The sequence below is a fragment of the Bartonella sp. AU15XJBT genome, assembly GCF_028618615.1.
GTDB lineage: Bacteria > Pseudomonadota > Alphaproteobacteria > Rhizobiales > Rhizobiaceae > Bartonella.
Genome location: NZ_JAQITG010000006.1, coordinates 24,307 through 46,771, shown reverse-complemented (window position 1 = coordinate 46,771; position 22,465 = coordinate 24,307). Strand labels below are relative to the sequence as shown.

Annotated in this window: 16 protein-coding genes; 4 read left to right on the top strand and 12 right to left on the bottom strand. The window is 37.4% G+C overall.

Annotation, left to right across the window (positions count from 1 at the left end; all coding sequences use genetic code 11):
- Position 1: 1 nt before the first annotated feature.
- The 6 genes from ugpE to PVV57_RS04235 form a co-directional block, all read right to left on the bottom strand.
- Positions 2–853, bottom strand: coding sequence for a sn-glycerol-3-phosphate ABC transporter permease UgpE (ugpE, locus tag PVV57_RS04260; protein ID WP_273718168.1), 852 nt, complete (start codon positions 851–853; stop codon positions 2–4).
- Between the two features lie 23 nt (positions 854–876).
- A complete protein-coding gene (gene ugpA / locus PVV57_RS04255; RefSeq protein WP_273718166.1) occupies positions 877–1,761 on the bottom strand; it encodes a sn-glycerol-3-phosphate ABC transporter permease UgpA in 885 nt (294 codons plus the stop codon).
- A gap of 95 nt (positions 1,762–1,856) precedes the next feature.
- Positions 1,857–3,191 (bottom strand): sn-glycerol-3-phosphate ABC transporter substrate-binding protein UgpB, encoded by a 1,335-nt coding sequence (ugpB, locus tag PVV57_RS04250; protein ID WP_273718164.1) that lies wholly within the window; start codon positions 3,189–3,191, stop codon positions 1,857–1,859.
- Positions 3,192–4,177: 986 nt separating this feature from the next.
- Positions 4,178–4,900 (bottom strand): glycerophosphodiester phosphodiesterase, encoded by a 723-nt coding sequence (locus PVV57_RS04245; RefSeq protein ID WP_273718162.1) that lies wholly within the window; start codon positions 4,898–4,900, stop codon positions 4,178–4,180.
- A gap of 171 nt (positions 4,901–5,071) precedes the next feature.
- Complete coding sequence (gene guaA / locus PVV57_RS04240) at positions 5,072–6,628, bottom strand: glutamine-hydrolyzing GMP synthase (protein WP_273783553.1); 1,557 nt, start codon at positions 6,626–6,628, stop codon at positions 5,072–5,074.
- Between the two features lie 133 nt (positions 6,629–6,761).
- Positions 6,762–8,048 carry an RsmB/NOP family class I SAM-dependent RNA methyltransferase gene (locus PVV57_RS04235; RefSeq protein WP_273718160.1) on the bottom strand — a complete coding sequence of 429 codons (1,287 nt, stop codon included), beginning with the start codon at positions 8,046–8,048 and terminating at the stop codon, positions 6,762–6,764.
- Between the two features lie 507 nt (positions 8,049–8,555).
- On the opposite strand from PVV57_RS04235, the gene PVV57_RS04230 reads away from it, so the two are divergent.
- A complete protein-coding gene (locus PVV57_RS04230) occupies positions 8,556–8,702 on the top strand; it encodes a hypothetical protein (RefSeq protein ID WP_273718158.1) in 147 nt (48 codons plus the stop codon).
- 181 nt (positions 8,703–8,883) lie between these two features.
- On the opposite strand, the gene guaB is transcribed toward PVV57_RS04230, so the two are convergent.
- The 3 genes from guaB to PVV57_RS04215 all read right to left on the bottom strand — a co-directional run bounded on the left by guaB (position 8,884) and on the right by PVV57_RS04215 (position 13,876).
- Positions 8,884–10,383 carry an IMP dehydrogenase gene (guaB, locus tag PVV57_RS04225; RefSeq protein ID WP_273718157.1) on the bottom strand — a complete coding sequence of 500 codons (1,500 nt, stop codon included), beginning with the start codon at positions 10,381–10,383 and terminating at the stop codon, positions 8,884–8,886.
- Between the two features lie 148 nt (positions 10,384–10,531).
- Positions 10,532–12,103, bottom strand: coding sequence for a phospholipase D family protein (locus PVV57_RS04220; RefSeq protein ID WP_273718156.1), 1,572 nt, complete (start codon positions 12,101–12,103; stop codon positions 10,532–10,534).
- A 387-nt stretch (positions 12,104–12,490) separates the two neighbouring features.
- Positions 12,491–13,876: a sigma-54 dependent transcriptional regulator gene (locus tag PVV57_RS04215; RefSeq protein ID WP_273718154.1), complete on the bottom strand. Its 1,386-nt coding sequence runs from the start codon at positions 13,874–13,876 to the stop codon at positions 12,491–12,493.
- Positions 13,877–14,142: 266 nt separating this feature from the next.
- Between PVV57_RS04215 and PVV57_RS04210 the strand changes: the two genes are divergently transcribed.
- Positions 14,143–14,511 carry a hypothetical protein gene (locus PVV57_RS04210; RefSeq protein ID WP_273718152.1) on the top strand — a complete coding sequence of 123 codons (369 nt, stop codon included), beginning with the start codon at positions 14,143–14,145 and terminating at the stop codon, positions 14,509–14,511.
- Positions 14,512–14,784: 273 nt separating this feature from the next.
- Here the strand turns inward: PVV57_RS04210 and PVV57_RS04205 are convergent, their stop codons facing one another.
- Entirely contained in the window at positions 14,785–15,777 is a 993-nt protein-coding gene (locus tag PVV57_RS04205; RefSeq protein ID WP_273718150.1) for an SIS domain-containing protein, read from the bottom strand.
- A gap of 40 nt (positions 15,778–15,817) precedes the next feature.
- The gene (locus PVV57_RS04200; protein ID WP_273718148.1) at positions 15,818–16,708 is read right to left on the bottom strand and encodes a UTP--glucose-1-phosphate uridylyltransferase; all 891 of its coding nucleotides are present in this window, start codon (positions 16,706–16,708) and stop codon (positions 15,818–15,820) included.
- A gap of 262 nt (positions 16,709–16,970) precedes the next feature.
- Between PVV57_RS04200 and PVV57_RS04195 the strand changes: the two genes are divergently transcribed.
- Complete coding sequence (locus tag PVV57_RS04195; protein ID WP_273783524.1) at positions 16,971–18,227, top strand: lytic murein transglycosylase; 1,257 nt, start codon at positions 16,971–16,973, stop codon at positions 18,225–18,227.
- Between the two features lie 15 nt (positions 18,228–18,242).
- Positions 18,243–19,319: an SGNH family hydrolase gene (locus PVV57_RS04190; protein ID WP_273718145.1), complete on the top strand. Its 1,077-nt coding sequence runs from the start codon at positions 18,243–18,245 to the stop codon at positions 19,317–19,319.
- 163 nt (positions 19,320–19,482) lie between these two features.
- On the opposite strand, the gene PVV57_RS04185 is transcribed toward PVV57_RS04190, so the two are convergent.
- Positions 19,483–21,507, bottom strand: a complete 2,025-nt coding sequence (locus PVV57_RS04185; RefSeq protein WP_273718143.1) for a M3 family metallopeptidase — start codon at positions 21,505–21,507, stop codon at positions 19,483–19,485.
- Positions 21,508–22,465 lie beyond the last annotated feature (958 nt).

Below are 22,465 nucleotides of genomic sequence, written 5' to 3'. Positions count from 1 at the left end.
ATTACTTCTCCGTTTCAATAAGGCCTTTGATAAAAAGCCGCTGCATGAAGATAACAACAAGAACAGGTGGTACCATGGCAATAACCGATACTGCCATGAGGATATTCCATTGAGGATCATGTTGTAGTGATTCGACAATAAGCTGTTTTAAAATAATAAGGATCGTTTGATGATTTTGATCCGTTGTGATAATAAGAGGCCAGAGATATTGTATCCATCCATAAATGAACATAATGATAAATAAAGCAGCGATATTGCTTTTGCTGAGAGGAAGGAGAATATCCTTAAAAAATTTAAATGGTCCTGCACCATCAACACGTGCTGCCTCTAAGAGTTCATCAGGAACAGTCAAAAAAAACTGACGAAATAAAAATGTAGCGGTTGCGGATGCAATAAGTGGGATAATCATTCCACTATAGGTGTCGATCATACCCAATTTCGCGACAACCTCATAGGTTGGAAGAATACGAACTTCAACAGGCAGCATCAATGTAACAAAAATAAGAACAAAAGCAGTTTTTCGGAAGGGAAAACGCATGTAGACAATGGCATAAGCAGACAAAAGTGAAATAATAATTTTTCCAATGCTAATCCCTAGAGCCATAATGAGTGAATTCATTAAGAGTGGCCAGAGGTTAGGGAGACCCAGCTGTGCAAGGCCATCACCAAAAATTATTTTATAGTTTTCCAGAGCATATTTCCCAGGTAAAAGAGGAAGTGTTCCCGCATTAAATGCTGCTGAACTATGGGTTGATGCAATGATAGCAACATACACTGGAAAGCAAATAATGATAATGCCAACAATGAGAGTGATATGAGTTAGAAATTTCAGAACAGGGCGATTTTCAACCATAATTTTCAGCCATAATTTGTTTCCTAATATTGTACACGACGCTCAATCCAGCGAAACTGGATAAAGGTTAAGACAATAACCATCAACATCAATATTGTTGATTGTGCTGCTGATGTACCGATTATTTGATTTCTAAAGCCATCGTCATATACTTTATAGACGAGAGTGCTGGTTGCACGCGCAGGACCTCCAGAAGTTGTGTTATCAATAATGCCAAAGGTGTCAAACATAACATAATTGATATTGACGATAAGAAGGAAAAATGTTGTTGGTGAAATTTGCGGAAAAACAACAGTCCAAAATCGTTTAAAGGGACCAGCACCATCAATGGCTGCTGCTTCTATTTGAGAACGGGGAACGGACTGAAGACCTGTAAGAAAAAAGAGAAAATTATAAGAAATTTGTTTCCAGCTAGCTGCAATGACAATCAGAAACATCGCTTGAGTGCCATTAATACGATAATTCCATAGAACCCCTATTTTCTCGAGAAGAAAAGGAATAATCCCAATAGTAGGATGAAAGATAAACAACCATAATATACCTGCCAATACTGGAGCAACAGCATAGGGCCAGAGCAAAAACATTGTATAAGCCTTTTTGGCCCGAATGACACGATCAACACAGACAGCCAAAAGAAGTGATATTGTCATTGAAGCAACAGTAACTGAAATGGAAAATACTGCTGTTATAAGAAGGGATTGCAGATAAGTAGGATCAGAAAGAACGGTTAGATAATTTTCAAAACCAATAAAGGTCGTTGTAAAACCAAAAGGGTCTTCACGCTCAAAAGATGATTTTATGGCTTGAGCAGCAGGCCAAAAGAAAAACAAAAAAGTCACAAGAAGCTGAGGAAAAAGTAGTCCGTAAGAAAGGAGACTATTTTTAAAATATGCATGTTTTTCTTGCATTCGCAGGGCTCTTTAAGTGTAGAGACTCTAAAAAAATAAACAAAAAGGACTCAACTGCTTTTGTTGAGTCTTTAATGTTTAACAAAAAAACGAGATCAATGATTGGATTTTTCAAATTCACGCAACAGTTTATTTCCACGTTCAACGGTCTCATCTAAACCATCTTTCGGTGTTTTTGAACCACTAAGAACAGCTTCCAACTCCTGATCAAGAATGGTACGAATTTGTGGTAAATTACCAAATCTTATCCCTTTCGAGTTAACTGTCGGTGGATTAAGATTGATCTGTTTGATAGCAATATCAGCCCCTGGCGTTTTTTCATAGAAATGTTGTTTTTTGCTCAATTCATAAGTTGCTTTTGTGGTTGGAAGATAACCTGTTTTTTGATGCCATTTTGCTTGGTTTTCTATTTTTGAAAGAAACTTAAGAAAAGCAGCTGCTCCAGCATATTCTTTTGGGGTATGCCCCTTAAATGCCCAAATAGAAGCTCCCCCAATAACTGAATTTTGCGGCGCTCCTTCTGCATCCTTATAATACGGTAGCATACCAACGCCCACATTAAACTGAGCTTCAGAAACAATTCCAGCATGTGATCCTGAAGATTGCATAAAAATTGCACAGTTTTGTGCCATAAACATTGGTGTTGAATCTAATGCGCCTGCAGGACCACCATAGCGGAAAATACCTTGATCAGACCACCTTTTCAGGTCTGTCCACATACGCACTTGTAAAGGTCCATTAAATGTAAGTTCTGAATCAAGCCCTTTAAAGCCATTTTCCTTCGTTCCAAAAGGAACATTATGCAACGCTGAAAAATTTTCTATTCCAATCCATTGAGCTGCATAAGCCATTGTAAAACCACACGTTGCCGCTTTAGCCTCAAGAATTTTTTTAGAAAAATCTTCTACATCTTGCCATGTTTTAGGAGGCTGTTCTGGATCAAGTCCTGCTTTTTTAAAGATATCTTTGTTGTAATAAAGGATTGGTGTTGAAATATTGAAAGGCATAGAGATTATATGCCCCTGTTCATCGGAGTAATAGCCGCTAATAGCAGGAAAATAATCTGTAGGATCGAATTCTTGTTTTGTATCAGCCATAAGTTGATAAAATGGATAGATCGCGCCTTTTGCTGCCATCATAGTTCCAGTACCAACGTCATAAATTTGGGCAAGAACGGGCTGTTTCTTTCCACGAAACGCTGCAATAAGTGCGACCAAACCCTCTTCATACTCGCCGCGAAATGAAGGCACAACTTTATACTCAGATTGGCTTGCATTAAAATCGTTAATGAGACTTTCAGTTTGCTTTCCTAATTCACCACTCATAGAATGCCAAAAGCTGATTTTTGTCTGCGCAAAACTTGCTGTTATTCCAGCTGTGGACATTATGATAGCAACCGTAGCCGCTATGAAAAGATAAAAACGACTCATGGTTCACCCTTTCTGAAGTGATGGAATACAAACTACCCCTGAATTTATAGTATTACACATGAACATGCTATGACAGTTTTATTTCAGAAATACACCCTCTCATTTAAACAGGAACCACCAAAAGGTCAAATGAATTTGTGTAGATTTATTCGTTTTCTTTTATAAGCTTTCTTATGGTTTAAAGAGATACGCGTTTGTAACGAGCTGAAAAAAGTGAGATGACCTAAACAAGCACGGGAATAGGTAAAAAGATATAGATCGTAAATGTCATTTAATGATAATGACTTTGTAATATCTATAATACCTGGATTTACTTTTTTCAAAAAAGAATTGTTTATTCTTTTGTTATTTGTCTTACAATTTTCGGCTTATAACCTTAACACGATGTTGCTGCTGAATTTAATGAAGAGACACATAGAATTTTTCTTAAAATTAAGAAAATCATTTTGAAGCGCTTAATAGTCTCCTTCCCCGCAATGGGATCACGCCTTTTATGCAAAACAAAATGATATATTGTATGACCAATTTCCATGCCGTTAAAAAATCTTTTAATACATCTACATTTCATGATAGCCCCTATAAAACAAGCCATAAAACCTCTCCGCTAAAGTATATAAGACTTTTTGTACGTCATCATTTTTATACTTTATAAAAGTGCAAAACGATACCATCATACGATGCCCCTCATCCTTCAATAAGCCTTGCTTTTAAGAGAGTTTAAATGAATATTTTATTTTTTCTCAATAGCTTTTTATCCACACATCAATTCCGCTCGTAATATGCAAATGAATGATTTTGCTTGATTCATTGTAAAAAATTTGAAGTGAGAAAATCTTTTGATATTAAGAGCTCTCAACTCAATATAAAAAGTATTGAGTGATCATTAAAAATCAACGTGTTATTATTGCGCAAAAGAAAACACTTCCTACTTTTTTCCATGAGGCTAGCTTTATGAAGGGACAGTGATTTTGTAGAAGTATATTTTTTTACCTTTGTGCACGCAATTGCAATGCAAGATCCGGTTGATCTGTCGTAATGTAATGTACAGGCATATTAAGCCAATGTGATAACCGAACTTTTCCGTTGATTGTCCATACCCCTACAGTAAAACCAGCTTCAAGCGCTGCTTCAATAAAATCCTGTGAGGCAATGGAACCATCTAAACTTAAATCAGAATACCCCAATTGTTTCCATTCAGAAAAATGGCGATACATATCACCTTCAAAATTATCAACGCATGGACCAGATGGTATGCCTGCTTCAATAAAAGGACGAAGGACCAAAGGATCAAAACTAATGGCAGAAACCCGTTCTGATAAATTTCTACTTTTTATGAGTGCAAGCGCTTTTTGGGATAATATTGTTTCACGCTCCACTTCACCACATGTTTTGATTTCAAGATGCAAACCAACATTGGTTGGTGCTAAAAGATCAAGCACTTCTTCTAATAAAGGGGGGGCTTCTCGACTGCCTTTCACGCAAAATTGTCTGCGTGTTTCATTATCAATGTCATGAATATACCCCTTTTTGCCAACCAATTGATCTAAACCGAAATCGTGAAAAACAACCACTTCACCGCTTTTCAGTAAATGAACGTCACATTCAACTTCATCAACACCTAACGCTATAGCATTATTAAATGCCGAAAGGGTATTTTCAGGATAAAGATGAGCTCCACCACGGTGTGCAACAATTTTTTTCTCAGACATGCAAGATTCCACACTTCTCAATTTTAAACGATATTGACGTACAGATTGCCAGATACCGGCTTATATCATATGAAAATACACAATCATTTTTAAATGATTTTTTCTACACTTTTCGAATATAAAATCCTCAATCATATTTTATTCTTAAAAAGACTTACCCTTCATCTTTAATTATTCCCATTCAATAGTACTAGGAGGCTTTGAGGTTACATCATATACAACACGATTAATCCCTCTAACTTCGTTAATAATACGTGCTGCCGTCTTACTTAAAAACGCCATATCATAGGGATAAAAATCAGCAGTCATTCCATCAACAGATGTGACGGCACGAAGAGCACAAACAAATTCATAAGTGCGACCATCGCCCATCACACCAACAGTTTGAACAGGAAGAAGAACAGCAAAAGCTTGCCAAATTTCGTCATAAAGACCGGCTTTACGGATTTCCTCAAGATAAATAGCATCTGCTTCACGTAAAATTTCTAATTTTTCACGGGTCACAGCCCCTGGACAGCGAATTGCAAGACCAGGTCCTGGAAAAGGATGGCGACCAATAAACTGCTCGGGTAACCCTAACTCTCGCCCTAGCAAGCGAACCTCATCCTTAAAGAGCTCACGCAACGGTTCTACAAGTTTCATATTCATCTGTTCTGGTAACCCCCCCACATTATGATGGCTTTTAATGGTTACCGATTCACCAATAGCAGAGACACTCTCAATAACATCTGGATAAAGTGTTCCTTGTGCTAAAAACTCTGCACCTCCTATTTTTTTCGTTTCTTCTTCAAAAACTTCAATAAAAAGGCGACCAATCGTTTTGCGCTTTTTTTCTGGATCTGTCTCACCTTCTAAAGCATTAAGAAATATATCGGCAGCATTAACGTGAATAAGCTCTATATTATAATGATCACGAAAAAGCGTTATAACTTCTTCTGCTTCATTTTTGCGCATCAGCCCATGGTCTACCAAAATGCATGTCAGTTGATTTCCTATAGCTTCATGAAGGAGCACCGCTACAACAGATGAATCCACCCCCCCTGAAAGACCACAAATCACACGACTTTCCCCAACTTTTTGTCGTATCGTAGCAATTGCCTGCTCACGATAAGAAGCCATTGACCAACTACCTTTAATAGCAGAAATTTTATGAATAAAATTTTGTAAAAGTTTTGTACCATCTGGTGTATGGATAACTTCAGGATGAAACTGTACCGCATAAAAACGTCTTTTCTCATCAGAAATAGCCGCATAAGGAGCTCCTTTTGAGGTTCCTATGACACGAAAACCTTCTGGTAAAGCTGCCACACGATCACCATGGCTCATCCATACTTGATAATGAGAACCTTTTTCCCACACTCCATCAAAAAGGGCACTTTTTTCTTGCACTTCCAAAAAAGCACGACCAAATTCACGCTCATGTCCAGCTTCAACCTTTCCTCCAAGCTGAACACACATGACCTGCTCCCCATAACAAATACCAAGAATCGGAATACCTGCCTCAAAAATTTCCATTGGAGCACGCGGCGACCCTTCATCAATAACGGAATAAGGACTTCCTGATAAAATAATAGCTTGAGGATTTATGCGGCGCACAGCTTCTGAAGCCAATTGAAAAGGCACAATTTCACAGTATACCCCCATTGCTCTCACCCGTCGTGCAATAAGTTGTGTAACTTGTGAGCCAAAGTCAATAATAAGAACAGCGTCTGAATGTGATATGTTCATAGAAAACCAATCAATAATTGTAAAAAGAGAATTCATGAGAGTTATGATTCAATCTCTCTCTTTTCACAAGCCTGTTTTCTTAAGAAAAAGATTATTCTGGTAAAATTTATGATAAAAAATGCAAAAATATGGATCAATGTTTTTTTTGCAACACAGATAAAAAGAAACCATCTGTTTGTGTGGTTGCAGGTGACAAAGTCAATCCATAATTTGAAAAGACTGGTTGCACAGAAGAAAAACTAAAATGTTTCTGCCAAAGTGCCTGCATATCTATTGGATAAAAATGAGAATGTTGTTGAAGGAAATGGGAAATTTGTTCCTCATTTTCATCTGCAAAAAGAGAACAGGTAATATAGACTAAGCGCCCATTAGGCTTAAGATACTCTATCGCCTCATTCAAAATAGTCCTCTGTTCTGTTTGGCGTTGTTTTACCTGTTCTAATGTTAAACGCCATTTCGCATCTGGACGACGACGCCATGTTCCTGTCCCACTACAGGGTGCATCTAACAAAACTCTATCCATCTGGCCTATTAGGGACTTCAGTTCTTCTTTTTGTGCTCGTGTTTGTACATTACGAACACCAGCGCGTCGAAGACGATCAAAAATAGGCGCTAGGCGTGCTTTATCAAAATCATAAGCATAAATTTGCCCACGATTGTTCATATCGGAAGCTAAAGCTAATGTTTTGCCACCAGCACCTGCACAATAATCTAATACCTGCATGCTTTCTTGCGCTTCCACAAGGTGAGCAACAATTTGAGATCCTAAATCCTGTATTTCAAAGTGCCCTTTTTGAAAAGCTGGTTCCACTTGAACATTGGGATGGCGATCAAATTTTTCAATCGGAGCAACTCTTAAGGCTTGCCGAAACCATGGCAAAGATTGAAGTTTGGTTTTTGCTAACTCTTTCAACACCTTTTCTGGTGTTGCCTTTAAGTTATTTACCCGTAAGTCTAAAGAAGGACGCGTTGCTAACGCAGCTGCTTCAGTGATCCAATTATCACCAAATAAAGGACAAAGATGTGCTTGACACCATTGAGGAATATCACCACGAATATAGCCTGGTGCATCCACTAATTGCCGCCTTTGCCACGATTTGCGCTGTTTATCCTCTAATAACTGCGGAGCAAACCGGTCGCCTTCTAACGCATTGTCAATTTGCTCCAACGTCATTTTTCCAGTATCTAACAAGGTAGCAAAAACAATATCCCGAATATCATCACTCTCCATACGCCATTGTAAAGAATATCGTCGTCTTAGAACATCATAAACGATTGTACCAATGGCTGCACGATCACCTGCTCCAGCAAAGCGATGAGAAAGCCCCCAGTCCTTTAAAGCTTCTCCTACGGGGCGATGCCTCATTTCTATCTCTTTGAGAACATCTATTGCTGCTTGCAAACGCCCACCTAATCTCATTCATTTCTCCCATTAAAATAATAAAATTCTAAATCGTTTATATTATCTTCTTATTGCCAACGAAATCTGGTCAAAGCTCTCAAAAATTTACATTCACTTTTAAAATGATCTGAGCATATTTTCTATAAGATCCAATTGAGTGTATCTAGATTTTTCTTTTCATTTTTTGCCCATTGGCTTTTTATCCTTCTAAAATACATAAAATCCTCTTACGCTAAAAGATACGCTGCCATCCATAAAAAACTTCTTTCCATCATGCATTACGAAAAAAACAAACTCTTTATTATTGCGTAAAATGAAATTTTCTCAACTTATATAAACAACAGGGAAAATCAAATATCTTCCATCTTGAAAATATTATCCCTCTGAAAAGCTTCTAACAAGATCAGACAAGCTCATCTTATTCTCAACCAAAAATTAACTTTTTAGAAAATGCTTGGAACCACTATTTGGCATGACCGTTTTTACTATACTGGCAACTGCCAGACAATTTAAAAGGAGAAAATAATGACTTATAATAATGGAAAAACAACTTCATCTAAAAGCCGTCATAATACAATGCCCTCAAACAATGGAAAGAAATCCGTCCAAAGTGATCCGACAAACACTCGCCAACGTGCGTCAAAGACAGGACGCAAGACAACAAAAAGTTAATTCTAACTTTATATAATTTACTTCACACAAGTCTTAACAGAAAGAATTAGAGTTTTAGCCTCTAATTCTTTCCTTTTCTGGATTATGGTACCAAATTATAAACAGAAAAAAGGGCCGTCTCTCTTCCTTATTCTCGGAAGATGTCACATCTATGCAATAGTGACGCTAAGCACTTATTCCTTCAAACTGGACCCCGGTAATTTGGACTTTCCCGTGTGATCGAAACATCATGCGTATGACTTTCATGGAGTCCCGCATTGGTAATACGAACAAACGTTGCTTTTTTACGAAACTCTACGAGATCTTTTGCCCCAACATAGCCCATAGAAGCACGCAGTCCACCAGCAAGCTGATGGAGAACTGATGCTATAGAACCTTTATAGGCCACTTGCCCCTCCACACCTTCAGGAACCAACTTCAATTCATCACGGACATCATCTTGAAAATAGCGATCTGCTGATCCTCGTGCCATAGCACCAACAGATCCCATACCGCGATAGGCTTTAAAAGATCGACCTTGATAAAGATAAACTTCACCAGGACTTTCTTCTGTACCCGCTAAAAGAGAACCGATCATCGCCGCACAAGCTCCACCCGCTAAAGCTTTAGCAAAATCACCCGATGCTTTGATCCCACCATCTGCAATGATAGGAATACCCGCTTTTTCCGCAATTTCTGCAGCATTCATAATAGCTGCAAGTTGAGGAACACCAACACCAGCAACAATACGCGTTGTACAAATAGAGCCAGGACCAATACCAACTTTTACCGCATCTGCACCACTGTCAATCAATGCTTGCGTTGCTTGAGCAGTTGCGACATTCCCAGCAATAACGGCTGGAGAGCAAGCCATCTTTTTAATCCGTTCAACAGTTTCTAGCACACGCTGAGAATGTCCATGCGCTGTATCAATGACCAATACATCAACACCTGCATCAATGAGGCGTTCAGCACGTTCAATTCCATCATTCCCAACACTACTAGCCGCTGCAACACGCAAGCGTCCTTGAGAATCTTTAGCCGCATTTGGATTTAATTTTGCTTTTTCAATATCCTTAACTGTTATCAGGCCGACACAACGATTTTGTTCATCCACAACCAATAATTTTTCAATTCGGTGATGATGTAAAAGATATTTTGCTTCACTCAGTTGAACATTTTCACGCACTGTGATCAAATTTTCATGCGTCATTAATTCATAAATTTTTTGTTTTGGATCTGATGCAAAACGAACATCTCTATTGGTCAAAATGCCGACAAGTCGTCCCGCTGTCTCTCCTTTAACACTATTTTCAACAACCGGAATACCAGAAATGCTATGCAAGCGCATCAAAGCTTTCGCTTCTTCAAGTGTTGCATCAGGTCCAATTGTGACTGGATTAACAACCATACCAGATTCAAACTTTTTTACCTGGCGGACTTCTTCTGCCTGCTCTGCAAAAGACATATTACGATGTATAACCCCAAGACCACCAGCTTGAGCCATAGCAATTGCCAAACGCGATTCTGTTACCGTATCCATTGCAGCGGAAAGTAATGGCAAATTGAGCTTAATATCAGCTGCAATGCGTGTCGTAAGATCCACTTGACTAGGCATAACAAGAGAATGACCGGGCTGTAAAAGTACATCATCAAAAGTCAGTGCCAATGCCCCTGTTCCCGTTTCAACAATCTTTGCCATAGCAAAATTCCTTTTATAATAAAACACCGCACGAAGCTTTAAAATACAACTGCGGTTCTTATAGGGTAGATTGGCAAAAAATTATGCCATGCTAAAAACAAAATGAAAAGAAAAATAAATATTTTTTTTAAGTGTGGTTTATAAAAATTTACAATTGTGATTCAATCGGTAACCAACTTATTATTTTTGCAAATGCACGACGCCAAAAATTGCTTTCTGGCTCATAATCAATGCTATATTTTTTTTCATTTTCAATAAAATCCCAATAAACACGATTATTATCACCAAGACGAAGATGATAGCTCATTTCCCCCGTTGTTTCTTCACAAAACAACAAATCTAGCCTTGCTGTAATGGGGGCACATTCAAAAAGAATGCCCATTTCTGTATTGAGCGCTGCTGATCTGGGATCAAAGTTTAAAGAGCCAATAAAAGCTGTTTTACGATCAACTAAAAAAGCTTTGGCATGTAAACTTGCCTTACTCGATCGAAACAATCGTAACCCATGGGGGTTACCTTCCGCTTTTAATTCATAAAGCTTAACACCACTTTTTAACAGTGCCTTACGATACGGTACATAACCACCATGCACTAATGCTACATCGGTCGCAGCCAAAGAATTGGTAAGAATTTTGACATCAACACCTTTTGAAACCAAATTACTAAAATTCTGCGTACCAACCTTACCAGGGACAAAATAAGGTGATGTAATCTGAACCGTTTTTTGAGCATTTCCAATAACCTTTGAGAGCGCCTTCATAAGCCAATTGCTTGTTTTTTTACGCAATGCTTTTTCTGGAGGGTCAGAAAGAACAACAACTTTATCGGCTAAAAATAACCGCTTTCCTGTCTGAATAAAACAATCAAAATTAATGTGCTCTTTGACATAATCTAAATAAACTTTTGCAACCTTGGAATCCCGAAATTTTCGTAATTTATCCTTCCAATAGCTAAGATCACTTGCGCTTTTAGGAATAACCAAAGTATGAATTGGCAAAACAACAGCACTATTCCAAAAATCATCAAAGATACTTTCTACCTTTTTAACAGAGGGACCGATTAACATCAAATCTAAATCTCGAAAATGAGATTCTTCAGCAGCATCAAAATAAGAATCTGCAAGATTACGTCCTCCTACAAAAGCGACCCTGCCATCAACAATAAAAGCTTTATTATGCATTCTACGTGTCACAGTAATTGCCCGTAATATAATCTCTAAACCGCGGCGAAAACCACCTTTACGCGATCGCCCTGGATTAAACATTCTCACCTCAATATGAGGATGTTTATCGAGCGCAATATAAGCTGGATCACGTGCCTGAGCGTTAATATCATCTAAAAGAAGCCGTACCCGAACACCCCGATCAGCTGCCTCAACTATTTCACTTAGTAATAAACGCCCCGTTAAATCATCGTCCCAAATATAATACATCAGATCAAGGCTACGCCCAGCCTCTGCCGCACCTATTGCACGAACACAAAACGCATCCAAATTGCTGATGATAAGGGAAAGGGCATCTTTATTAACCCCCAGTCCATTTTCTTTCTCAGCTAATTGACTAACGATACGATCAAGCTTGGTTTCATCCTTCTGAATAGGCAACGCATAAGAAGATTGTCCCCTAGCACTTTTCACAAAACGCCCATAGGTGTAGATTGCCAACATAGACGCAATAAAAAAAAAGAGAATAAAACCAACAACAATCTGTAAAAGAGTCAAAGAGGATAAACTTTCTATTTTTAAGCTATCGCATCACCCGTGATACGAACCAGAATACTAATCATTTTATCTTAACCGTGTGGCAAATAAAATGCCACTTCTTGCTTAAGAGAGTATGAACTTAATATCCATGACGCAAAAATTTCAGCTGTAATATTTAAAAGCTTTAAAAAATATCTCTCGGCTTTAATAATATATATAAAATGAAACAAACGCTAAAATAGTCCAATAAAATTTATATTTGATTTAATTCTACAAAATCATCCCCAATAAATAAAATTCATAATAAATGATTGTCTTCTTTAAGTAGCCCCACTAACTTTATCAAAAGCCCTTCTAATTTTTTGAAAATCATACTTGTCATCAGAAGATGATTTGTTATAAATCTCACTTTCGTTCTTGATTTCTTATGGCTTTCAATTCTTCCATTTTTCTATAAAGTGTAGAGCGACCGATATGGAGGCGGCGCGCAATCTCACTCATATGCCCCTTATAATGTTTAATCGCTTTCTCGATAATATCATGTTCCATCTCTGCAAAAGTACGCACATGCCCATCAGTGTTCAAAAATTGTATTGATTCTTGTTCATTATCTTCTTGCATATTACCCTCAATGATATTTGGAACACTCATTAATGAATTTCCCATTAATTGGGGAAAATCTCGAACAGTTAATAACGGTCCCTCACTGAGTAAAATCGCACGAAATAAAAAATTTTCAAGTTCATTTCTATTGCCAGGCCAATCATACTGCATAAGCAAGGAAAGAGCTGATCCTGCTAAACCATGTACATGTGATCGCCCTGTCTCTGTTATGATGCGATCGATCAAACGTTGTGTGATCTCTGGAAAGTCATCCCTTAATTCTCGTAAAGCAGGGACGCTAATAGATAAATGAGAAAATTGTTCAAACAAACTATGCAAAAAAAAGTTCTCTTTAACCAAGTCCTTTAAACGCGATGTTGAAATAGCAATAATCCGAAAAGGAAAAAGTTCTCCTTTTGTATCCCTTTCCCTTTCTTTAAGATAATGAGCAAACCGCCTTTGCTGTATGGGCTCAAGTCGATCAATATCACAAAGGCAAAGTGTTCCTTTTTCAAGCGAAGAAACCAATGGGAGGAATTCTTTAAACCAATGCTGATTTTCTTCTTCTGGATCAGCAATCGCTGAACATTGAAAGCGAATAAAAATGCCCTCTGCCAATAAACCTTCATGATGAATAATCCGAGCTAAAGTCTCACGACCTGTTCCAACTTCACCCTCTATCAAAAGATTCTGTGAAGTCGTTGCTGCGGCTCTCGATTTCTCTAAAACAACCTGCATAGCTCTACTTTTTATGCAAAGGTCAGAAAACCGTAAATGCTTCTCTTTCTTTCGTCGAATATCTCGAACCTCATGCTCCAAGGCAGAAATCAGAGCAAGAATATCCAAAGTAACTCTTACGCGTAATAATGTTACTGGATGAATCCAATAATCAACAGCTCCAGCTGTTAAAGCTTTCTGGAGTAAATCCTGATTTTCTTGTTGTGCTATCACAACAATAGGAACAGAAACACCAGCAACTCTAATCATTTTAATCAAATCGCTCACACTCAAATCACTCATAACGACATCAAGGAGTGCAAGCACAATGTTTTTACGTCTGTGTAAAAGATCAATTGTACGGAGCCCATTTTCTGCTTCAATGACACGGTAACCAAAACCCCGGAGCATAGCAGAAAGCTCTATACGTCTTCCATAATCTTCACTCGCAACAAGAATGGGACCAACCATAATGTCAATAATCTCCTTTGAGACTACTCATGAGACTATTCAGCGGCTTAATGTAAAAATTGTTGTAAATCATAAGAAATATTTCACCTCTTGTGCTTCACTTGCACATTTCATCAAGCTGTTAATTAAATACAACATTAAGGCATTTTTTTCTATTTTTTTTGCTTTTTCATTGATTTTCATCAAATTTTTCATATTGACTCATGGCATAATTTAATAATTTTATAGGAAATAGAGAGCAAAATAATCTAAATAGAGTGAAATCAATGAAACATACCTATCATATTTTATGTCTTACAATCGCCGCTTTGCTATTAAGTGCCTGTAGCTTTTCGCAATATTATAGCCCCAATATGTCAACTGGAATTGATGGAAAATGGATTGATGAAAATGGTATTATTTCTTCTTTCCACAATGGTGTTTTTGAAACACGTGCAGCCGATACAGAAGAAAAACTATCAGAAGGGGCATATAATTATCTTGATGCTCAAAATATAGAAATTGAAATACGCTCTATTCTCCGTGGAACGATTTCGAGAGTCAATTGTACAATGTCATATGACGCCACACAACTTCTCTGCACCTCACATACAGGAGCTCAGTTTTTCCTTAAGCGGAAATCTTCAACAAAGTAAAAGTAAAGCTTCTCTTAAATTAAGAGCAGAGGGAGCATATACATCAAACAGGAGGTGATCATTTCTCCTCCTGAGAGGAAATCCTCTCTAAAATACGAAAAGAGACTGATATAGTCTCTATCTTTAGAATTTTCTAAACATTATAAAATGCGTAAAAATAATCATTTTTTCCACAAAATATCAGTAAAAGCCCCTTCACAATAAAATTGTGACTTTGTATCGTTCAATCTATTTTAGCCTAAAATAGCATTTTATCTGATAGGGAACTTTCATCTAAGCAGCACCAATGCGCAAAAGATCATGAAAATGAACAATTCCTATCGGTTTTTTATCTTCAACCACGAAAAATGCACCAATATGATGTTCATTAATAAAAGCCATTGCTGCACCAACAAGTGTATTTGGCTTTACAACTTTAGGCGCTTTGGTCATTACCTCATCAACATTAAATTTTGATAAATTAAAATGAATGTTCCGTGCAAGATCACCATCGGTCACAATTCCAATGAGTTCACCTTTTTGATTGACAACACCAACACAACCAAAATGTTTTTCTACCAAAACATTCATCGCTTCAGTCATAGCTGTTCCCTGCATAACCAAAGGAATACGATCACCTTCATGCATAATATCACACACGTATTTAAGGCTTGCACCAAGAGAACCACCAGGATGATATATTTTGAAATCGGTTGCGGTAAAACCACGCATTTCTAAAAGAGAAACAGCCAATGCATCTCCCATTGCCAATTGCATAATTGTTGAAGTTGTAGGCGCTAAACCATGAGGGCAAGCTTCTTCTATCTTTGGTAATAAGAGAACAATATCAGCTTGTCGTCCTAACACAGAGTGCTCACTTGATGTCATTGCAATAAGGGGGATACGAAAACGCACCGCATAACTCATAATGCCACTTAACTCTTGCGTTTCACCAGACCATGATAACGCAAGAATAACATCATCAGATCCAATCATACCAAGATCACCGTGATTAGCTTCTGCAGCGTGAACAAAAAAAGCAGGTGTTCCAGTTGAAGCTAAGGTTGCTGCAATTTTTGTCCCTATATGGCCACTTTTCCCAAGCCCGGTAATGACCACATGCCCACGGGCATTTCTAATGGTTTGAACAGCCGCGGCAAAAGAAAATGAAAGACTTCCAAGAAGAGCTGCTTCAAGAGCCTCAAGCCCTTGCTTTTCACTGGCGAGTGTTTTAAGCGCCGATGCAACAGCACCCTGCAAAGCCATATGAGGAAATGGTATTGTCATAATCAAATTCAATCAATAAAATCAAAGTGAGAGATCTACATCATTTTTCAACTGTAATGGTTTCCAGTAAATTTTTCAATGAGGCAGAAATATGGCTGTGCATATCAGCACGTGCCAAAGAAAATGCAACGTTAGCTTCAATAAAACCAGCTTTAGAACCGCAATCAAAAGTGCGCCCTTCTAATTGCAAACCCCAAAAATCCTGTTCGTTTGAAAGCCTTATCATCGCATCTGTTAGTTGAATTTCATTTCCTGCTCCTCGTTCTTGAGTGGAAAGAATATTAAAAATTTCTGGCTGCAAAATATAACGTCCATTGATGTACAAATTTGATGGTGCCGTTCCAAGCGCTGGTTTTTCTACCATTTTTGTGATTTCAAAACCATTTGCAATCTGTTTGCCCTTCCCCACAACACCATATTTATGGGTTTCTCTAGGATCGCATTCCTGAACTGCTATAATATTTCCGCCCCCCGTTTTTTCATAAAGGCTCATCATCTCAGAAAGACACCCCTTTTTCGCTTGTATCAACATATCAGGTAATAACAAAGCAAAAGGTTCGCCTGCAACTAATTCACGCGCGCACCAAAGCGCATGCCCTAACCCCAAAGGTTGCTGTTGCCGTGTGAAAGAAGTTGTCCCTGGCAATGGCTGTAAACGGTATAAATGCGCAAGGTCTTCTTTTTTTCCACATTCAGCAAGTGTTGTATATAATTCAACTTGCACATCAAAATAATCCTCAATGACTGCTTTGTTGCGTCCAGTCACAAAAATAAAATGCTCAATACCAGCCTCCCGAGCTTCATCCACAACATATTGAATAACTGGCTTATCAACAACTGTTAGCATTTCTTTAGGTATCGTTTTTGTCGCAGGAAGAAAACGCGTACCAAGACCTGCTACGGGAAATACTGCTTTCCGGATTTTACGCAAACTCACCCTCCTCAATGAATTCATATAACCTTGTCTATTTATCACATGTTTTTATGAAATAGTAAAAAAGATATCTTATTGTTTTGATTATCATTATAATGGGCAATCAAAAATGTAAAAGAGAATATGAAAATTTATTGAAAGGATTAAACGAATTATTTGTTGCAGTTTTTTCCTCTTCTTGATCATATTATCAATTAAACTAAATACAAAATAAAGTTATTGCACATCTAATAAATTGAATATTAATGGGGATTTCAAAATGCAAAAAACTAAATTGAAGACTTTCTTTTTTTTAGAGAAATCAATCAATCGGAGAACGCTTATCACTGGCTTTGTCGTTCTTTTGTCTGCTTTTTTAATGTTTTTTGCATCCTTTGCATATGCTGATAGTGGATTTAGATACTGGATTAAAGAGTTTAGAAAAACAGCTATTGCTCATAATATTACCCCCTCTACGTTTCATATGGCTTTTAAAGGCATTAATGCCATTGATCCAGAAGTTTTAAAAAGCGCCGCATACCAACCGGAATTTATTGCTCCCCCATGGAATTATTTTGATAATCGTGTCCATGATATTGCAATTGTGGAAGGACGGCGCCAAGCAAAAAAATGGAATAAATGGCTTCTTCAAATTGAAGAACGTTTTGGTGTTGACCGCAATATTCTGCTTGCTATTTGGTCTATGGAAAGCAATTACGGGAAAATTTTAACCAATAAAAGTGTCATGCGTGATACCATTCGCTCGCTTGCAACTCTCGCCTATGCTGATAAAAAACGTGCAAAATATGCACATACACAACTGATTGCTGCTATGAAAATCTTACAAAGTGGTGAAATTAAACGCTCTCAACTCACTGGATCTTGGGCCGGTGCATTGGGACATACCCAATTTATTCCAAGCAGTTATCTCGCCTATGCCGTTGATATGGATAAAGATGGACGGCGTGATATCTGGACCTCTGTTCCAGATGCTCTGGCTACTGCTGCTAATCTTCTCCACAAAAATGGCTGGCAACCTCACCTTATTTGGGGAGTAGAGGTAAAAGTTCCCCAGGGGAAAAATCTTCCTGAAGGCTGGTATTCCTTTGAACAATGGAAAAAATTAGGTGTAAAATACGCAAATGGGCATCCTCTTCCTCCATTAGCTGAACAAGCAATATTAAAATATCCAGATGGAGCCAAAGGACCTATATTCTTAGTCACAAAAAATTTCTTTGTTATAAAACGTTATAATAATGCAGATCGTTATGCTTTTTCTGTTGCCCTTCTTGCTGATCGTATTGCTGGACATCCTGGATTAGTGAATGATTGGCAAAGACCTTTTCAACCTCTTACCTTCCAAGAATGCAAAGAATTGCAATCTCGCTTAAGTGCACTGGGCTATTATAAAGAGAATGTTGATGGAAAAATCGGAACTGCCTCCCGCAAAGCAATTAAAGCTTTTCAGCTACATCACGGTTTAAAAGCAAATGGATATCCATCCTCTCAAGTGCTTTTTCTCCTTCGCAAACAATAATGGAGAGTTAAGGTTTTGTCTCTTTTTCGTCTGATATACTTGATGTTCTTGCTGTTTTCACTTTCTATTGTGGGGATTATACAGCCATCTCCAAGTAAAGCAACCAACTTCTTCAAATGGTTATCACAACAAAATAAACCGACACAACAACCACCGCAAATTATAGAACAAAAAATAAACAAGCCGCAAAAAAAGATCGTAACACAAAAAAACATACAAAAGCTGAAAAATGAGAATGCAAAGCGCATTCTTGTCATAGGGGATTTTACAGCTTCTGCTGTTGCCGATGCACTTAAAAAGTTTTTTGCAGATAATAGCGATATCGTTATCATGAACAACACAATGCCTGCTTCTGGCTTAGTTCGAACGAATTATTATTCTTGGCAAAGCAATATTTCTAAACTCATTGATCAAAATAATCCCGATGTCATTATCATGATGATCGGTGCAAATGACAATCAACCCATCATAGACTCTCATAGCATGATTAACACAGATCAATCAGAATGGATACGCATCTACAAACAACGAATTATCGAAATTGCTGAAAGTCTTCATGCCTCTGGAAAATCATGGATATGGATAGGTCAGCCTTCTTTTGGAAATGACCTTTTGACACAAAAAATGAAAATTTTTAACGCGCTCTATAAACAAGAAACAGAAACAGCGGGAGGATATTTTCTCGATATCTGGAGCGGTTTTATTGATAAAGAAGGAAACTTTTCTTTTTCAGGCTATGATATTCATGGGAAAATAGCCAAATTACGTACCAATAATGGCATTCATTTTACATCTGAAGGAAAGAAAAAACTTGCCTCTTATTTAGAAGAACCATTGAAAAATATTTTAAATTTTCATGCCTTTTCTCATGAACAGCCATACTTAACCGATCAAACTATGCAAAAATTTATACAAGAATCAGAAAAACAAGAACCAAGTAATATTATGCGTCAGCCTCCGATGAGCCTCGAGGATATGACACAACAAAATACCCACCTTTTAGGCAAAAGAAAATCAAGTTTTATAAAAAAATCATGGTTTCCACCAAATGGGCATCAAAAAGATCGCGCTGATAATTTTTCTTCCCCATAATGTTGATTTAAAATATAAAATCTTATTTCCCCCATAAACGAAAAGCGAATAAGATAAAAAATACTGCTCACAGAACCATAAATGAAGGGAAGATTTGCATAAATCGCAACTGCATCTTTCGAATAATATGAAAACGGCATGGTGTTAACCATACCGTTATCGTTTATAGTCCACGTTTGTTAATCATTGCGTCTGGTAAAGGCATCCGTCCCCGAAAAGCTTTATACAGTTCCTCTGGATCACGGCTTCCCCCTGCAGAATAGATAAAACGCTTTAAAAGATCAGCAAGCTCTGAATTAAAGACATCACCTGTTTCTTCAAATGCTTGAAAAGCATCAGCATCAAGTACTTCCGACCACATATAAGAATAGTAACCAGCAGCATAACCATCCCCTGCAAACACATGCATAAAATGCGCAGGACGATGACGCATAATAATCGTATCAGGCATGTGCAACTTTTCTAATTCTTTATGTTCAAAAATTGTTGGATCAGTGACTGCTTCTCCTTGATGAAAAGCCATATCCACTAAAGCTGATGAGATAAATTCAACCGCAGAAAATCCAGCATTAAATGTCTGTGCCACCAAAACTTTATTGATCAATTCTTGTGGCATCGGATGCCCTGTTTTTGCATGTATAGCATAAGATTTTAATATCTCTGGTACGGTTAACCAGTGTTCATAAAGTTGAGAGGGAAGTTCAACAAAATCGCGTGCAACAGATGTTCCCGCTACAGAGGGCCATGTGACATCAGAAAGCAAACCATGCAATGCATGCCCAAATTCATGGAAAAGTGTACGTGCATCATCAAGTGATAAAAGTGCAACCTCCCCTTTAGAGGGTTTAGCAAAATTACAAATATTGTAGATAATCGGTTTTTGGCCGCCATTCAATTTATGCTGCGATTGCAATTGGCTCATCCATGCACCGGATCGTTTTGAAGAACGTGCAAAATAATCACCAATGAAATGCCCAAGTAAACTTCCATCAGATTTCTTTACTTCCCACAGACGTGCGTCAGGATGCCAAAGTGCAACAGCATTTTTTTCTTCAAAGGTAATGCCAAAAAGTTTTTCTGCTACCCCAAAAGCCGCTTTAATCATACGATCAAGTTGAAAATAATATTTAATTTCAGCGCTATCGAAAGAGAGTTTTTCAGTGCGGAGCTTTTCAGCATAATAACGCCAATCCCAAGCGGCTAAAGATTCATTGCTTCCTTGATTGTTGGCAAAATTTTGTAATTCAATTTGCTCAGTAGAAGCCTTTGCTCTTGCGCGCTCCCATATAGGCATAAGCAAATTCATAACGGAATCAACACTTTTAGCCATGGTATTATCGAGTTTCAAATCTGCGAAAGATTTATATCCCAATAATTTAGCCTGCTCATCTCGAAGCGCAACAATCTCTAAAATAATGGTTCGATTATCATTCTTGTTATTATTTTCACCACGTTTAGCCCAAGCTTGGAATGCAACCTCACGCAAATCACGACGATCAGAGAATTTTAAAAAAGGTTCAATAATCGAGCGTGCTAGTGTTAACGCATAGGCTTCTTCATTGCCTCTTTCACACGCAATTTCTTTCATTGAAGCAATAAGATCTTCCGGTAAACCAGATAAGTCTGTTTGTTTTAAAAATAGAATCCATTCAGCTTCATCGTTTAAGACATTCTGCCCAAAAGTAGCATTTAAAAAAGCAAGCCTTTCATTAATTTCCACAAGCCGTTTCTGAGCTTTATCGTCTAGTTTTGCACCATGACAAACGAACTTTTTCCACCATAATTCAAGAACGCGTGTTGTTTCACTCTCAAACATGCCCTGCTGCGACTGTTTATAAAGTACATCTATTTTTGCAAATATCCGCGCGTCCATCATCATTTTTGAAGAATAACGGGAAAGTTTTACAACGAATTCTTGTTCGAGCTGTTGAATCAACGCATTCGTATGAGCACTGGTGCGCAAGAAAAATATTGAACAGACACGATCCAGCGCTTTGCCACAAAGCTCAAAAGGTTGCAAAAAATTCTCAAGCGTTGGTGGTTCTTGCACCATCGCAATCGCCTCTAATTCTTCTTCGGCTTCTTGAAGGGCCTGTTCAAAAGCGGGTTTAAAATCTTCATCTCCTATAGAAGAAAAATCAGGAAGACCTGAAAATCCCTTCCAGTCCAGCACTACTGCTTTTGTCATAATACTTTATGTCTCCATTATAAATTTAAGCTGTAACAATTATCTTTACGACACAAATTGATAATATACTAAAACTATTTCGTGAGTTTCAAAACTAACTTTCAAAGCTCTCTTGAATAAAAAATTTTAAAATATCTTTAGCTTTATGAGATCAATAAAAATAAGAATTTCTACACTTATCAAACAAAATCTTTGATTTATAAAGATAAATTATCGTTTTTTATATTAAATGAGAAACTTGAATATCGTAAGATTCTCTGATTTTAAACCATATTATATAGAAGCAATAAAGATTATTCGCTCACACATCACAAATGAAATTGCCTATTGATAAAAACACTTGAAGAAAAACATAAAAACGCTTCTTATGAATTTTTAAAATGCAAGAGCTGTTATAGTATTGGGGGCTGGAAAATAGTATAATGATACCAGTGCGCACCTTTTATTTAAACGTAAAGATGGTAATCTTCTATGAATTTTATACCATTTACGCGTAACGTCATGAAATGGGCGTAACGTGTGCTCAGAGATATTTCTTTAAAACAAGCGTATGAATTCGTAACATAAGTGTATGCTGTTTTTTTAAAGAGTAACCCCATAAAGAACGTAAAAACCAAAATTTTGAAGAAAGGTATAATCTCTAATCTTTACAAAACATTGCTGTAGATTCTTTCAAAAATCGCAAAGCTGTACTAAAGAAATGACGGAAAAATGAGAACTGTTTTTTACATTTACGCCTTCATATTACCCCTAAATTAGGCTGTATTCTTACTTTCAGTGATTTCAGAAACTTGTTTATAACTTATAATCTATCCTTGACTTTAATTAAAATATTAATAATTGGAAATATAGTCGGAGAGGTTTTTTTCGGATCTTCCATAAACTTTTATTTTTTTATTTTTTATCTCGTCATCTTATCTAGATTTATAACGCTCCAACTTTTCAGGAGGTACTTTAT

Coding starts and splice junctions, on each gene's coding strand:
- ugpE (WP_273718168.1), bottom strand. CDS start 853: ATGGTTGAAAATCGCCCTGTTCTGAAATTTCTAACTCATATCACTCTC.
- ugpA (WP_273718166.1), bottom strand. CDS start 1,761: ATGCAAGAAAAACATGCATATTTTAAAAATAGTCTCCTTTCTTACGGA.
- ugpB (WP_273718164.1), bottom strand. CDS start 3,191: ATGAGTCGTTTTTATCTTTTCATAGCGGCTACGGTTGCTATCATAATG.
- PVV57_RS04245 (WP_273718162.1), bottom strand. CDS start 4,900: ATGTCTGAGAAAAAAATTGTTGCACACCGTGGTGGAGCTCATCTTTAT.
- guaA (WP_273783553.1), bottom strand. CDS start 6,628: ATGAACATATCACATTCAGACGCTGTTCTTATTATTGACTTTGGCTCA.
- PVV57_RS04235 (WP_273718160.1), bottom strand. CDS start 8,048: ATGAGATTAGGTGGGCGTTTGCAAGCAGCAATAGATGTTCTCAAAGAG.
- PVV57_RS04230 (WP_273718158.1), top strand. CDS start 8,556: ATGACTTATAATAATGGAAAAACAACTTCATCTAAAAGCCGTCATAAT.
- guaB (WP_273718157.1), bottom strand. CDS start 10,383: ATGGCAAAGATTGTTGAAACGGGAACAGGGGCATTGGCACTGACTTTT.
- PVV57_RS04215 (WP_273718154.1), bottom strand. CDS start 13,876: ATGGTTGGTCCCATTCTTGTTGCGAGTGAAGATTATGGAAGACGTATA.
- PVV57_RS04210 (WP_273718152.1), top strand. CDS start 14,143: ATGAAACATACCTATCATATTTTATGTCTTACAATCGCCGCTTTGCTA.
- PVV57_RS04205 (WP_273718150.1), bottom strand. CDS start 15,777: ATGACAATACCATTTCCTCATATGGCTTTGCAGGGTGCTGTTGCATCG.
- PVV57_RS04195 (WP_273783524.1), top strand. CDS start 16,971: ATGCAAAAAACTAAATTGAAGACTTTCTTTTTTTTAGAGAAATCAATC.
- PVV57_RS04185 (WP_273718143.1), bottom strand. CDS start 21,507: ATGACAAAAGCAGTAGTGCTGGACTGGAAGGGATTTTCAGGTCTTCCT.